Annotated in this window: 14 protein-coding genes and 1 pseudogene; 14 read left to right on the top strand and 1 reads right to left on the bottom strand. The window is 41.1% G+C overall.

Annotated elements, in window-relative coordinates:
• Positions 1-732 (bottom strand): hypothetical protein (locus M988_RS11715; protein ID WP_428838868.1); only part of this gene is annotated, 732 nt, incomplete at its 3' end.
• 866 nt (positions 733-1598) lie between these two features.
• Here M988_RS11715 and M988_RS11710 point away from each other — a divergent pair.
• The 14 genes and pseudogenes from M988_RS11710 to M988_RS23360 all read left to right on the top strand — a co-directional run bounded on the left by M988_RS11710 (position 1599) and on the right by M988_RS23360 (position 15794).
• Positions 1599-2060 carry a transcription termination/antitermination NusG family protein gene (locus tag M988_RS11710; protein WP_008813189.1) on the top strand — a complete coding sequence of 154 codons (462 nt, stop codon included), beginning with the start codon at positions 1599-1601 and terminating at the stop codon, positions 2058-2060.
• A gap of 83 nt (positions 2061-2143) precedes the next feature.
• Positions 2144-2479 (top strand): cupin domain-containing protein, encoded by a 336-nt coding sequence (locus tag M988_RS11705; protein WP_008813190.1) that lies wholly within the window; start codon positions 2144-2146, stop codon positions 2477-2479.
• Positions 2473-3228, top strand: coding sequence for a glycosyltransferase family 2 protein (locus M988_RS11700; RefSeq protein WP_008813191.1), 756 nt, complete (start codon positions 2473-2475; stop codon positions 3226-3228). Before M988_RS11705 ends, M988_RS11700 begins: the two co-directional genes overlap by 7 nt.
• A gap of 35 nt (positions 3229-3263) precedes the next feature.
• A complete protein-coding gene (locus tag M988_RS11695; protein WP_064574242.1) occupies positions 3264-5003 on the top strand; it encodes a hypothetical protein in 1740 nt (579 codons plus the stop codon).
• Positions 5004-5013: 10 nt separating this feature from the next.
• Entirely contained in the window at positions 5014-5514 is a 501-nt protein-coding gene (locus tag M988_RS11690) for a hypothetical protein (protein WP_008813193.1), read from the top strand.
• On the top strand, positions 5515-6531 hold the full coding sequence (locus M988_RS11685; RefSeq protein WP_064574236.1) for a WavE lipopolysaccharide synthesis family protein: 1017 nt from the start codon (positions 5515-5517) through the stop codon (positions 6529-6531).
• Positions 6532-6533: 2 nt separating this feature from the next.
• Entirely contained in the window at positions 6534-7349 is an 816-nt protein-coding gene (locus tag M988_RS11680) for an ABC transporter permease (RefSeq protein WP_064574235.1), read from the top strand.
• Positions 7346-8083: an ABC transporter ATP-binding protein gene (locus M988_RS11675; protein ID WP_064574232.1), complete on the top strand. Its 738-nt coding sequence runs from the start codon at positions 7346-7348 to the stop codon at positions 8081-8083. Before M988_RS11680 ends, M988_RS11675 begins: the two co-directional genes overlap by 4 nt.
• A 6-nt stretch (positions 8084-8089) precedes the next feature.
• Positions 8090-8728 carry a PI-PLC domain-containing protein gene (locus M988_RS11670; RefSeq protein WP_064574230.1) on the top strand — a complete coding sequence of 213 codons (639 nt, stop codon included), beginning with the start codon at positions 8090-8092 and terminating at the stop codon, positions 8726-8728.
• Positions 8718-9356: an HAD family hydrolase gene (locus M988_RS11665; protein WP_008813198.1), complete on the top strand. Its 639-nt coding sequence runs from the start codon at positions 8718-8720 to the stop codon at positions 9354-9356. The genes M988_RS11670 and M988_RS11665 overlap by 11 nt, the downstream gene beginning before the upstream one ends.
• Positions 9353-10414, top strand: a complete 1062-nt coding sequence (locus M988_RS11660) for a sugar phosphate nucleotidyltransferase (RefSeq protein ID WP_039187635.1) — start codon at positions 9353-9355, stop codon at positions 10412-10414. Before M988_RS11665 ends, M988_RS11660 begins: the two co-directional genes overlap by 4 nt.
• Before the next feature lie 111 nt (positions 10415-10525).
• Positions 10526-12541: an autotransporter outer membrane beta-barrel domain-containing protein gene (locus tag M988_RS11655; RefSeq protein WP_064574229.1), complete on the top strand. Its 2016-nt coding sequence runs from the start codon at positions 10526-10528 to the stop codon at positions 12539-12541.
• A gap of 54 nt (positions 12542-12595) precedes the next feature.
• Positions 12596-14587, top strand: a complete 1992-nt coding sequence (locus tag M988_RS11650; RefSeq protein ID WP_039187636.1) for an autotransporter outer membrane beta-barrel domain-containing protein — start codon at positions 12596-12598, stop codon at positions 14585-14587.
• A gap of 95 nt (positions 14588-14682) precedes the next feature.
• Positions 14683-15794: pseudogene (locus M988_RS23360) on the top strand (acyltransferase family protein).
• Positions 15795-15807 lie beyond the last annotated feature (13 nt).

Genomic DNA, 15807 nt, shown 5'->3' with positions numbered 1-15807 from the left:
ATCCGTGGTGTTGTTGGTACCGACAGCCGCACCTAATTGTCCTTTAGCCGTGTTACCGGAGCCAATAGCAAGGTTAGCGGTGCCGTCGGTGGTGTTGTTTTTGCCGACGGCAACGCCTAATTGGCCTTTAGCTGAATTTCCCGATCCAAGCGCAATGTTTGCGACACCATCAGTGGTGTTATTTTTCCCCAATGCGAGTCCGAATGCGCCTGTGGCTGTATTTCCTATGCCGACGGCTGAGTTCATGAATCCTGAGGTCGTGTTATTCATACCAAGGGCAAGAGTGGCTACGCCGGAGCTCGTGTTCGATATACCTAGCGCGGACGTTAATAGTCCTCCAGCGTTATTTTTTATCCCAATAGCTGACGTCAAAAGGCCGGAGGCATTATCTTCACTTCCGGCAGCAATCGTTGCTACCCCTTTAGTAGAGACCTTGTTTCCTAGAGCGAGAGTTAGTGTACCGTCTGATGATGCTTTGTTGCCGATTGCGGCGGTGAGTGTTCCGGATGACGTCGAGCCAGGCCCCAGATGAATATTGCTAGGCAGTATTTTTATGACATCAGAAATCAGCCCCGGTATGTTGCCTGTTGCGATATCGGTTCCTATTTTAGCGATATCTGAAATAGAAACTAATGGAGCCGCGGAAGGGCTCTCATCGGCAAACGCGCTATGGGGGGAAAATATCAGTGTAGTCGCGAAAATAGATAAATAGACGTTATGCGATCTATACATAAGCTAGACTCCAAAAAAGAAATACCAAAGGCCGCTATAAGAGCGGGATAAAATGAATAATTGGATGTTTATGTTGTGGAAGTAGAACGAAAGAAGTATGTGGGATCGTGATTATTGGGTATGTACTAGCTTTATTTAGGCAAAGCTCCGCCGTAAGACAACCAGTGACCGATTACCTTATAAATTTACTAAACATTTTCCTATGTGGATAATTTAACCGATTGCGTACGAACGGAAGTATCGTTTTTTTGCGCGTTTTTCTCACGATATAGATTTATGTATCGCTAATCATCTTTTTAGCGACCGGTGGATTTGCAGTTTTAATTTCAAGAAAGAAGTTGATTACAGAAATTACTGGTTTCTGAAGGTTACTTTTTCCTAGTATGAGAAATAAGGCCAGTTGTACGTTGATTTTATAGACATATGCTTATTTTCTATGCTCGGGAAAAGAATTATTTTATCGTGCCCCAGAAATCTTATTAATTCTTTGGATAATAAAAGTAAAAAACCACTCAATTAGCTATTGGCGATCTTTTTGTTTGTGAATATGCTTGTATTTTAATTAAATAATCTTAAAAGCAGTGATTTTGTGGTTTTAAATTCTGTTTGTTTGTTAGTGATTGGTTGTTTGATCTGACATTTGGTGTTTACATGGTCTAAAAGGCTGAGTAGTATTCTGAATCTAGTCGTTTGGCTTAGCATTTGTCTGTATAAATTTGGCATTTAACCCGAACGGGTTCTGCTAAATAGACCGCGAAAAATTATATTTTATCTAGGTATATCCACATGGATAGATCACGGCGGAGCTTTTCTGCTTTATAGCTGGTTGCTTAATTTTTAGTTGAAAAGTAAGGGTTAAAACCGTGATGGGATGGTATTTAGTTTGCTGTAAACGAGGGAAGATAGAACAGGCTAAAACCACACTTTCGCTGCTCGGCGTTAGAACTTTTTGCCCGATGATGAGGATTGAGAAGAAGAGGAAAGATTCTGGTGGCGTGAGAGTGAAAATAGAACCTATGTTCCAACCTTATCTATTTGTCGAGTTTGATCCGCTGGAGGTAAATATATCTAGCGTCAACTCATCACCAGGCGTTAGCTATTTTGTGCGCTATGGCGATGAGCCTAGAGCGTTACCTAAGGCACTTATTGATGCGTTGATGATTCAAACCTATACGCAAATTGCTCCTGCAGATGCTGAGGTGCAAGACGAGAAGTATTTGGAGTTAAAAGAGCGACTGAAGTCTTTAATTACCAACGAAAATACGATCAAAAGAACCTACGCATTTCTTGCATTACTCGATGAATTATTAAATGAAACCAGGCACTAACATGAGTTGATACTAAGCCTGCATCAAGTGCGCAGAATGGCTTGGCATAACATATTTAAATTCAATCAATTATCTTTAAATTTATGAAAAAAACACGCATTGATTCAATGACTAGGGGTTGGTTTGTTGGTGACTTTACGCCTTCACTTTTTCGCACCCAAAATGTTGAAGTTGCTGTACAACATTTCCGCGCAGGAGAGCACGAGCGCCGACACTTTCATAAAATTGCCACGGAAATTACGGTGATAGTTTCAGGCCGAGTTCGGATGTCTGGAGTGGAATATATCGCAGGCGATATTATAGAGATAGCCCCAGGCGAAGCGACCGATTTTTATGCCATCGAAGACACTGTGACTACTGTCGTCAAATTACCTGGCGCGTTAAACGATAAATATATTGTAGAGGATGAAGCATGCTGAACATTGTTATCCCAATGGCAGGGCGTGGAAGTCGTTTTGCCTTAGCAGGTTATTCTGATCCCAAACCGTTAATCAAGATTGGGCATCGTCGGATGATCGAACTCGTCATTAACAATTTGCGTCCTCGTCGTTTACATCGGTTTATTTTTATTTGCCAGAAAGAACACCTCAAAGCCTACAACCTTAAAGAGATTCTTGAGGAATTAGCGCCTGGATGCATCGTGGTTGCCATTGACGGAATTACTGAGGGTGCAGCAAGTACCGTACTTTGTGCTAAACGTTTTATTTGTAATAAAGATCCGCTAATGATTGCTAATTCAGACCAGTGGGTTGACGTCAACATTGATAGCTATTTGGCTGCTATGGATGGACAAAATCTTGATGGCCTCATTATGACGATGAAAGCCAATGACCCGAAGTGGTCTTATGTAGAATTTGATAATAAAAAACTGGTTAAGCGCGTAGTAGAGAAACAGGTAGTTTCTGATGAGGCAACCGTTGGGATTTATAACTATCGCTCAGGGCGTGATTTCTGTGAACTCGCTGAGGCCATGATTACCTGCAACGATCGTTCTAATGGTGAGTTCTATGTTGCACCAGTTTATACCTATATGTATGAACGTGATCGCGCGCGAATCGGTGTATTTAATGTCGGCGAAGAAGCTAATGGCATGTACGGGCTCGGTACACCGGAAGATTTGGATCTATTTAAATCACTTCCTGTTTGCCAAAAAGCGCTCAGTTTCTAATTCTGAAGTCAAAATACTGAACAAGTTGACCTGTCATGCAACTCATCCAATACGTACACGACAAAAAACTCAAACACGTTTTTGTTAAGCGTCGTTTTTGCATTAATGAAACGATGTTTAGGCAGCCGAACAATACCATGCTGATCAGTTTTTCACCGGTTGAAGGCAATATCAGTACGCGCAAATTCATCGTGAATGGTACGTCACGATTTATGAATGAGTTTGACGGTGATGTTGCACTGATTAACGTACAAAATGATTCAGCTTTGTACGCCCACCTTTTGTGGGACGTTGCACATCAACTGAAAGTTGGCCAATACCTCTACATCAAAGAGGCTATTGCCACTGAAAGTATGTTAGAGCGCGCTTATTATCATGAAGCTTTCCAGCGGATTGAGACGAGTGAGTTAGGATTTGATATTTATGAAAAAGTACAGCGGCTGCCGGTTGAAAAAGAGCAGGGGTTAGAGCAATGGAGTTTCTGTATTCCTGTCGGGCCAGATGAACCGACGTTCTTAAATGCTTGTGTGGAGCGTATCCTAGAGCTGGATGTGCCGCAAAAGGAAATCTTGCTATGCGGAATGCCTCATCCAGATTTCAAGTATTTCGATAAGGTACGCATTGTGGGTACCGATATACCGGCACCCCCAGTACATATTACGCGCAAGAAAAATGTCTTGGCGCAGGAAGCACGCTATGAAAATCTATGCATCATTCATGACCGTGTCTTACTGCCCAGCAATTTCTGGTCTGCGATGGTAGCGTTTGGCGATCACTATCCCTTTACGGGCCTGCAGTCTTTCTACTTTGTTGATAAACATAATCTTATTCCGCGTAAATATTCAGATTTCAACTCCATTGAACAAGATTTAACGCGAGAGTTGGATATTCATCATGTCGGGAAAAAAGATATTCCGCTGATCAGCAAACTATTCTATTGCTATCAGCATCCGGCTCGATCTCAGTTTGGTCACGATTATTTAACGGGCAGCCTGTACATTGCGAAAAAATCACTCTGGCAATTTTGTCCACAGAATGAAGCATTGTACTGGAATGACTACGAAGACATTGAACATGGAATAAGGGCTAGCGCCGCAGGTATACCGTCGATTATCAATCCGCACACGCTTACGCAAAGTATGAATGCGCGCTCGGTGATCCACTATTATGGCTACGTCGGTATACGAGACTATCGTGGCAAGGAGCAAATGAGTCGCTCATTGATGGAGCTTTTACCGTTTGTTGCCCGTAAGCCTCTATTCCGCATTTCTGATGAAGATGCACGTAAGCGGATGTATGCGTTCGCCAAGAAATATGGCGTGACGAAGCAAACTTTACTCAAAGTGACGTCGGCAAAAATGAGTGGGATGGGGCGCTATTTACTGATTAAAGCAGTGATGAAAGAGGTCACGGTACAGTTATCGTGTGTTTCAGAGTTCATCGACGATTTTAGCCGCAACATTTTATGCGAAGAAATGGCGCCCAATGAACTCATTAAGGTTGTCAGAATTATATTTTCCTCAGCGAGTCCTGACACGAAAAAAGGTGTGTTGGTAGGCAGTTTTATTCTGAACAACCAACTGTTCCATTCGTATGTTTATTCACCATTCTACCGCAAGAAAACAGATTGGTTTATTAAGAAAAATAGCACCACAGCGCTTTGCACATGGATCTCGGCTTTCTATCTTAAACATTTTTATAAGGGAACTTATTTACCGATGAAAGTGAGCGAGATAGCTAACTTGCTAAGTATCAGCACACCATACTTACGCTGAGGAGCCAGAAATGAATTTAAGTGTTGAAGGCGTTACAGAAGAAGAGTACGGGTTATGGCGTAACAATAGTACTCTGACCAAAATACCCATGCTTTTATCAAAGCCATATATTGTCGTGAATATGGGGTTTGATTTGGAGTTAACTAAAAATTTCGATTTAGATTTGACCGGCAGTCATTACCTGGTCTTTGTAAAAGTGAGCAATAACAAAGAGTATGATATTTATCGAGAACATCTTATCACCTTAGTCAAAATGTTAATTCTCAGTAAGAAGAGTGAACAGTTTGACGTCGATATTTTCATCGTTTCAGCTAAGCACGACGACTACAGAAATGAACTCTGGTCATTTTTCAATATGAGTAATAGTTATACACGCGTCGCCCATTTAGGAGAACGGGGAGCGATTTTAAAAAATATTTGCATGGGTTATCTTGGCGTTAAGAAAACGGAGTCACTGCTGAAATTATATGGCTGGCTAGGCAAAACTTTTCTTGGAAGCAAAGAGGAATAAATGAAAAACCTGAGCATAGTAATTCAGGGACCTTTCTTCTGTGATGGAATACTTCAGCAATCACTGATTGATAATCTCGCAATAACGCGTAGTAGTTATCCTCTGTCAGAAATTATTATCTCAACCTGGGCAGTAAAACCAGATTTGATTAGGCAGTTGGAGAGCGCAGTGAAGGAATGGGATGTACGTTTAGTGTATAGCCCAGACCCTGGTACCATCAGTTTCGATGATGGTGATGCAAAGCTGAAGAGTAATATTAACCGTATGATAGTCTCTTCCTTGGCAGGTATTAGTGAGGCTCGCAATCCAATTGTGATTAAAATTCGCTCAGATTCGTGCCTGATCAATGATGATGCCATTCAACTCATCGAGAAACACCTTCAGCAAGACGACAACTTAAAGCGCGAAGAGAGTTATAGCATATTTGAGCGCAGGGTCATCAACTGCAATTTATTTGCACGTGATGCACGCGGATACTTGCCTTATCTTTTTCACCCCGGTGATATTATGCTGATTGGCTACAAACAGGATCTGCTGCGTTTATTTGACATCGATTTGGCGAATAGCGAATTATTTAAAATATGCGCTTCTAAATTCTTCTTTAGCGTTATGAATTTTGCACCAGAGCAGTATATTTGGGTGAACTGCATAAAAGAGAAAACGGGACGCATGGTGTTCAGCGGAAATTCAGAAAGAACCAGCGCGCTAGTATCAGACTCTGAGCGATACTATGTATCAAACTATATTCCTTACACCGCAGAACAGTTGGGTTTTGAGTGGAGTAAACATAAAGATGTATATGCTTCTAAGGGGCTGCATAGTATTTATCGATATTCTGACTGGCTCAAACTTTACAATCTGTATCTATTCGGTATAAAAATGCCGCTGAGTGCTAGCGATAGAGTTCATGTATTAATTACTCAAATGATGAAAGGGTATTTTTATATCAGAACCTCGCTGCTTAAAATCCCCTACGTTCGACATATTGCAATAAAATTATTCAGTAAAAGGTGCTAGTAATGAAAGGATTTGTCTCTACCCCGTATAGTATTACGCGCCTATCAGAAATAATTTCAGCAAAGTATCTCATTTGGCAACTGGTCAAAAGAGATTTTACTGTAAGATACAAACAAACCGCTTTAGGATTTATTTGGGCCGTTATCAATCCGCTAGTCAGTATACTACTCTACTTTTTTGTATTTGGTATTTTGGTTAAGCTACCAACACCTGAATATCAGGCGCCTTATGCTGCAGTTTTGATGGTTGGTATTCTGCTTTGGAATTTATTTTCTGGTTGTATGAATTCCGTGAGTGATTCACTGATAAATAACATGGGTATAATAAAGAAAATATATTTTCCAAGACTGATATTGAGCTTGGTGAGTATGACGGTATCGTTAATCGACTTTTTTATCTCTGTTATCTTTTTTATCCCGATACTTTATTTTATGGGAATACGATTTGATGTTATCACAATGCTGGTTTATTTCCCTATATGCGTGATGATAACGCTATTACTGGCGTGGGGGTTGGGGTGTTTTATGGCAATTTTGAAGGTTAAACATAAAGACTTTAAGCATATTGTCCCTCTTGCGATGCAGATGCTGTTTTATGCCTCTCCGATTGTTTATACACAATCGATTGTTCCAGCGCAAATGAAGCGATGGTATGAAATGAACCCACTGTCTGGGATTATTTCGCTGGGGCGATATGCATTACTGAATGGAGGAATCAAGCCTTCCATGGGATATTACCTTTCAATCGCTGCAACTATTACTATTGTAGGAACAATATACTTTTTAGTTAATGAAAGAAAAGTGGTTGATTTGGAATGATACATTTTAGCGCAGTTAGCAAAATTTACTCTTCGAAGGCAGTACATAATAAAACCCTACGAGAAATCTTCTCATTTTCTAAACAAAAAAATCCGTTAAATAATGAAAATGAGAACTTTATCGCAGCAACTGACATCAGTTTTTCTATTGCTAAAGGTGAGTCAGTTGCGATCGTGGGCCATAATGGCGCGGGGAAGTCTACATTATTAAAACTTCTCACACAGATTATTTTACCATCATCAGGTCGTATTAAGGTTAACGGCTCATATTCTTGTTTGCTTGAAGTGGGAACAGGATTTCATCATGAGTTAACTGGGAGCGAAAATATCTATTTGTCAGGTGCCATCTTAGGTATGTCACACGATGAAGTGAAAAAAAAGATGGATGATATTATTGCTTTCTCTGAAATTGGCAATTTCATTGATGTTCCTGTGAAGTTTTACTCATCGGGTATGTATTTACGCTTGGCCTTTGCAATTGGTGTCCATTTAGACTCTGATATTTTGGTCATCGATGAAGCATTAGCCGTCGGTGATTCTCAATTTCAGGCTAAGTGCATCGAGAAAATAAAAAAGATTAAGTTAGAAGGGAAAACCATTGTTTTGGTTAGCCATGATGAGAATCAAATTAAGGCATTATGTACTCGCTGTTTGGTTATGGACCATGGCAAGCTGGTATATAACGGTTCTACCGAAAGCGCTTTAAATGTATATAAAAATATCATTAATAGGTAACTAAAAATGCAGATTATTTCACATCGTGGATATTGGAAGCACGCTAGTGAGAAGAATACTTATGAAGCGTTTAAACGTTCATTTTCTTTAGGATATGGAACAGAAACGGACATCAGAGATTACCATGGTGAACTAGTCATTAGTCATGATATTCCCGATGCTGACTGCATGTCATTCAGTGATTTTCTAAAGCTGCATACATATTATGATAATAAGCTACCTTTAGCATTGAACATTAAATCAGACGGATTGGCACCCAGGATTAAACAGTATGTAGATGAATGGGGTCTAACCAACTACTTCTGCTTTGATATGTCGATTCCAGACATGATGGAATACAACCGCAGTGGTGTTGAGGTTTATTTCCGTATTAGTGAGTATGAGCAAGAAAGTGCGTTGGCATTAAAGTCAAAAGGTATTTGGTTGGATGGGTTTCAGCGCAGTTTAGTTAATGAAGATACGATCAGGAACTACATTGGGCGAGGATTCAACGTTTGTTGTGTATCCTCGGAATTGCATAAAAGATCCCCGCAAGAGGAGTGGAGTCTGATGAAGACATTTGATCCATTAATACTTAACTCTAAGCATCTGATGTTATGTACCGATTTTCCCGACGACGCCAAGGAGATATTTTATGGCGAATAAAATAAAGGCAGTGATTTTTGATATGGACGGCGTATTGATTGATGCTAAGGATTGGCATTATGAAGCGCTAAACAAGATCCTTCAGTTATTTGGCATGCCCATCAGTCATCAGGATCATCTCACTAAGTTTGATGGCTTACCGACTAAAGATAAGCTGGAGATGTTGTCTAACGAAAAAGGATTGTCACGTGAGTTGCATACTTTCATTAATGAAATGAAGCAGCAATATACCATGGAGATGGTGTACAACTTTTGTAACCCAATGTTTAACCATGAGTTTGCACTCTCACAGCTAAAGCGTGATGGTTACCATCTGGCGGTGGCCTCTAATTCAATCCGCAATACTATTCAGGTGATGCTCTCTAAGGCGAATCTGATTCAACACCTAGAGTTCTTTCTCTCTAACCAAGATGTTGTTAAAGGAAAGCCGAATCCGGAAATTTACAATAAAGCCATTAGCCAACTTGGCTTTCGGCCAGATGAATGCGTCATTGTTGAAGATAATGAAAATGGCATTCGTGCAGCTAAGGCCAGTGGTGCCCATGTTTTAGAGGTCGATACGGTTCACGACGTTAACTACGACAACATTTCGCGTTTTATTGCTCATATTGAGGAGGCAGCAAAATGATCACCATCATTACGCCAATGGGCGGAGCTTCGCTGTATGAAATGTCTGCTGAATTTTCATATCCCAAGCTGCTTAATGAAGTGAACAAGAAAACACTCTTCGAGTATTCACAAGATATTTATCGCTCATTGGAAGAAGAAGCACAGCGACTTTTCTTGCTACCGGTTGAACAAGATAAAAGTCTAGGTCTTTCCGCGATCGTAAATATTGTGACAGACGGCAAAGGAACCGTTATTCCTCTGCATGGAGAAACCCAAGGTTCTCTGTGTAGCTGCTTGCTCTCTATTGATAATTTCGATGCGGAGAATGAGTTAATTATTGCTTCCGCAGATCATTTCATTAATGACAATGCGCAGGAGATCATCAATGATTTCCGTGAGCGGAAGGCGGATGCGGGTGTACTCACATTTGAGTCATTGCATCCTAAATGGGCCTACGTGAAGAAAGATCGCGAGGGTAAAGTTGTGGAGTCTGCAGAGAAGAAAGCGATTAGCCGCGATGCCATTGCAGGCTTTTTTTACTTCAGAAAGGGAAGTATTTTCATCGAAGCGGCGAAAAGCGTGATTAAAAAAGGCGCGGTCATCAACGGTGAATACTACATCTCCAGCTGTCTCAACGAATTGGTTCTTAATGGACTTTCGGTAGTCACACGACCTCTGGCTGACAATGGTTATTACAATTTTTATGATAATCATGCAATAAAATCTTTTTCGTCACGTTTCAATAGCAATGAATATCTGCGCCATCTTGCAGTGCAATACATTCAATGTCTCAATCACCATGCAACAAATAAGCTTTCCGATATGTGCCATGAGGATGTCATTCTTGCTGACGCTGCCACGAAGATGATGGGCAAGGCAAACTTAAAAGAGTTTTATAAAGAACGCCTTGATGACCATTCGGATACAAGAATTGACGCTCAGCGTATTTACTCAAACGATAATGCTTCCATTATCGAATATGTGCTTAATTTAAGAAATATGTCAAAAAAAGGAGTTGATGTAGTTGAGTGGAATTCGAGAAATAAAATCACCTCGGTAAGAACCTACCTATATTAAGTGTTGTTTTATTAATATTTAAGTTTATGCGTATGGACGAGACTAATCTCAATTATTTATTGAGATTCTAATTTCTCGTTCACTCTTTCTATTAATTTAAAGAGTCTTTCAATGAAAAAAGTATTGTGTTATTCGACACTGGCCATGTCTATATTGGCCTCAGCGCATGCTCAGGCGTTTGACAGTTTTTATACATTCGGTGATAGCCTTAGCGATGGTGGTTTTATTGGCTCACAGAGCCGATTTATTGCTGGTTCAGACAGTAAACTTTACAATGAAATTTTAGCTGAACATTACGCTAGCGATAACCACGCGCCTTATACCTTTGGTGGCAATAACTACGCAGAAGCAGGCGCAACGGCAGATAACTATGCAAGCGGCTTGCTGCGTACCGATCTACAAATTAACTACTATCTGTCTCAGAACGGCGGTGTGGCGGATAAAAATGGTCTGTACATGTTATGGATCGGGGCAAACGATATTTCCTATGACGTTGAACAGTCGATTGCTAAATTAAACTTTGGTGGTTTATTTAGTACGGGCAATGATTATTTGCTTTCTTCAGCACCTGACGCAGTGGTTACTCAGACTCAAATGCTGCTAGACGCTGGAGCTGGTTATGTGATTGTTCCAACTCTGCCAAGAGCTGGATTAACACCTTGGACGGCCACCGCATTATTTAGCTTCGCGCAGACGATTTTAGGCCAGAATGTGCTGGATCTTCCTCGTTTGTATAAGCAACTTGATACCGCTTTGCGCAGTAAAGGTCCTGTGGATAGCGAAGCTCAGCGCCAGCAGTTTGTTATAGATTCTCTTGAGCAGGTATTAGCTGAAAATGGCGTTCTGTTACCACGACAGGCAACAGAAAAAGTGTATGAAATGATTCTGAACATGGAAAATACGCTGACCGATCAGTTTAACTACAGCACTGAGCAGGGTTTGGCGCAGCTGAATGGAAATATCGTTCGTGCTGATGTAGGTAAGCTATTTGACGAGATTATTACCTCGAGCAAGGAATATGGCTTTGACAATGTGCTTGCTCCAGTTTGCCAAATTGGAGTAGGTGCTCCGCAATGTAAGGAAACTAGTGCCAGCTTCCATGACGATCAGGTTTATATGTTTTCCGATTGGTTCCATCCAAGCCCAGAAGCGCACGCTGTCATTGCGCAATATATTATGTCGGTTATTGATGCTCCGTATTATGCCACTACGCTATCTAAAGCATTGGAAAGTGCTAACGATGAACACCGCGCATTCTTAGAGGGACAGCTGCAAAGTTTACGTACCAATCCTACAGAGGAAAAGGTCAGCGTATTTGGTGGTTATAGCGGTAAATATCGTCACGCAAAGAGCAGTAATAGCGATTTAGACGGTCGAGATACTAGTAATAGTGGGAATATTGGCTTTTCTATTCAAGCCGCACCGTGGTTGGCCGTTGGCGGAATGATGAGTGCAGGTGCTGGCGATTTCAAAGTCAGCGATCACTATAAGTATGATTACAACGGCAAGGTCATGTCGTTATTTATGCAGGCTACGGCTGATAATGGGCTATGGGGTAACCTTGATACTAGCTTTGGCGATATGGATCTGAATGGGATTAGCCGTAAAATCCAGTTGGGCAAAGCAGTACGTACAGAAAAAGGCTCCACTCAAGCGAGTAGCTTCGGTGTTGCGTTGAATCTTGGTTATGATTATAGCGTGACGGACTACCTGACCACCGGGCCAGTAATAGGTTACAGCTATGATAAATATAAGGTTGATGGCTACCGCGAGCGTGGTAATAACAGTACTTCTATGCATTTCGGCGATCAGCGTCATGAGTTAAACACGGTGAGCGCGGGATGGAGAATAGATACGCGAACCTTGCCGGTGAATCCTTATTTTGAAGTTAGCTATCATCGCAACTTTAATGATGATCCCATTAGTGTCGCTGGCGCAGTGAATAGCACCGCCACTTCATTTACGCGTCAGGGCGCAGAGATACAAAAAGAATGGGTAAATGCTAAATTAGGTGCTTCAGCTAAATTAACTGATAAATTGGGATTATTCGGTGTGGTTAATTATAACGGCGGCAACAATAGCAGTGATGAAGTGAATTATTCCGTGGGTGTTAACTATATCTTCTAAATAAAAGCTTATTTTAGATATCTACTCTTTCATTAATAAAATAGGAAATGAATTATGCAACCACATCGGTTAGCATTATTGGCCTCGCTCATTTCGGCAACGGCATTTTGTGCCAATGCAAATGGCCGATTCGATAATTTATATACTTTTGGTGACAGTCTCACTGACACGGGAAGTTTTGGCAGTACCTATAAGTTTGTTGCGAATAATCAAACGAGTCTGTTGTATAACCAGCAGATTGCCAAAATGATGGGGATTGACTTTAAACCGTTTACACAAGGTGGAGGAAATTATGCCATTTCGGGCTCTCAAACGGAGGGTACAGGGGTTGCTGTCGATCAGCCATTAGTATGGATGGGAACTAAGGAACAGATTAATACTTATCTTTCCGATCATGATGGTAAGGCAGATAAAAATGGCTTGTACATTTTATGGACCGGCGGTAATGATATATCTCTGGCCATAATGAATAACCCACTTAGTCCATATGGTGAAATTGACAGAGCCGTGGGAAATGTGGCGGAGCAAACTCAAACATTATTGGACAACGGTGCGGGTACCGTTATTGTACCTAATATTCCAAATATCGCAGATACACCGTTTTTGCCGACCATCATGTTGACGATGTTGCCACTGTCTACTCAGCAACTCGAAGTTATTCGCCAAGAACTTAACAATGCTTCTACACCTGATGAAGCCTCGCGTAAAACGGCTATTGTTAATGCGATGGCTAAAGGGTTGGGGCTACCTGGTTTGGCAGACTCAGTGATAAGTCCCGTATACGATTTTCTGCATAATACGTTGACGTCAATGTTGGAGTATAACAACCAGCAAACAGAGCAGGCACTAAGTCAACTGCATGGCAATATCGTAAGAGCCGATGTGTCTACGTTATTTCATGAGGTATTAGAGCAACCGCAAGCCTTTGGTTTCAAAACTACGGTTGGATTCCCTTGCAGTTTTAAAGTATTTGGCCCGTACTGCAATACAGGGATGAATGGATACGACGATAGCCAGCTATATATGTTCTCGGACGAACACCATCCTAGCCCATACTTACATCAGATTATTGCTGAGTATTTTGTCTCTATTCTTGACGCACCGCTCTACGTCAGCTCATTGATCCATGCTACGGAAGGTATGGTTGAAGATGCGCGTTCAACCTTAGATGGCCAGTATCAAACGTTAAGAACCCATCAGCATGAGTTGAATGATGTACAGGTATTTGGTGGTTATTCGTCTCATTATTTACGCCGCAGTGGTAAAAATGATTCTACTTTTGCTAATGCTCCTAGTAATGACAGCACCAATAATGGCAGCATCGGTATATCGTGGCAAATGAGTGAGTATGGTACCGCAGGTGTTATGATTTCAGGGGGACTAAATCATAACACGCCGACGGAAAACTTTAGCTATAACAGTCATGGCATATCGTATGGCCTGTTTACTCAATGGCAGGCTCCACAAGGTGGGTGGCTAAATGCTGATATGCATTACACCAAGGCCAACTTAGAGAATATCGAACGTCAAATAACGCTGGGCTTATCTAATCGAACTGAAAGTGGTGATACTAAAGCGCATCAGTATGGTGGACGTATTGGTGCTGGTTGGGATATTCCTGTGTCTTCTTGGCTAACGACGGGACCGGTACTTGGATATTCCTGGGATAAGGTTCATGTTGATGGCTATCGTGAAAACGGTAACCGCAGCACGTCTATGCACTTTTCTGATCAAAACAAGACGTTGCAAACGGGGAGTGTAGGTTGGCGTTTTGATATGAGCTACTACGATGTGAAACCTTATTTGCAGGTAGATTATCAACGTCAGTTGGGCGATCGAGATAGCAAAGTTTCAGCCGCTATTAATAGTACAGCCACCTCATTTACGACTTCTACGAATAAGGGGCGTCAGGATTCCGTCAAAGCAGTGGTCGGTGCCAACTTCCCACTAAATAAAACACTCAAGGGCTATATTTCTACTTCGTACAGTAATCAAAACCGCGATGATATGTTCAGTTATACCTTAGGACTTTCAGCTTCGTTTTGATGCGTAATATTAGATTCGCAATGCTTGATGCGTAATTACTGCCTACGGTTCTCAACGCCGTAGGCAGTTTACACGGCTATTTATATGTTTGCAGTATGGATAATGATATGCAGGAAAGAAAAAATATTGACGTCATTCAGGCGTTTAGAGGAGTGGCGGCGCTTTCCGTTGTGCTTTATCACTACAGCTGGTTTATATCTCCATTGGACCAGACGTTTTTAAGACATGGTTATTTCGGTGTCGATCTATTTTTTATGATTAGCGGTTTTCTTGCTTATATCACCGCGCGTAATTTTAGCGGTGGAGTGCATGATAGTTTTATTTATCTCACCAAACGTGCTACTCGTATTATTCCAACCTACTATATTGTGACTATAGCTTATTTTGTAACTTATTGGGCTATGGGGTTACCTAATGAAAACTTGTTATTAAATACGTTGAAATCGCTGCTGTTTATCCCATTAAACGGGGGCGTAGCGCCTGCGTTCGGGTATGCCTTGGTTGAGAGCGGTTGGACGTTGAACTATGAGTTTTTTTTTATCTAATGGTTGCACTTGTTCTGCTGTTGCGTCATTACCGTTGGTCTGCACTATTTTTATTTTTTGCAGTCCTGCTCAGCTCATCCTATTGGTGGGAGGGCATAACGCCTAGAGAGGGGCATGGTACATTCATTTGGCAGTATGGATTAATGATGACTAATCCAATCATCCTAGAGTTTTTAATGGGAATTATTGCCGCAATTCTCTACCTACGAATGAATTCAAAAATAACCTGGCTTGGCAGAGTTCTCATGTTATGTGCAGTAGGATATTTCTGTTTTACTTGCTATACACTGTATTCTCCGTGGCAATCAAGGGAAAGTGGACACCTCGGTGGATATAGTCTGGCATGCTTTATGTTACTGTTGGCCGGACTTAAGTATGAAAAAGTTAGGGCACGCCGTTACCCATCATGGCTGATGTTCACCGGAGAAATATCTTACTCAATGTATCTATTACATATGGCTGTAATGTTTTCTTCAATATACGTATTAAAAAAAATCAATTCTGATAACTATTTTGATACCTTTAATCATCGATTTGATCTACTAGTTATTACATTAATTATAACTTATCTTCTGTCTTACTTATCTTACATCTATATTGAGAACAAACTCTCTACTTATATTAAAGAGAAAGTTCTTACCATGTATATTCGTAAAAAATAATGAACACGCAGTA

Source organism: Hafnia paralvei ATCC 29927 (genome assembly GCF_001655005.1).
In the GTDB taxonomy this organism is placed as follows: Bacteria; Pseudomonadota; Gammaproteobacteria; order Enterobacterales; family Enterobacteriaceae; genus Hafnia; species Hafnia paralvei.
Note: the sequence above shows the minus strand (reverse complement) of the source record. Positions and strands in the feature narration are given on the sequence as shown.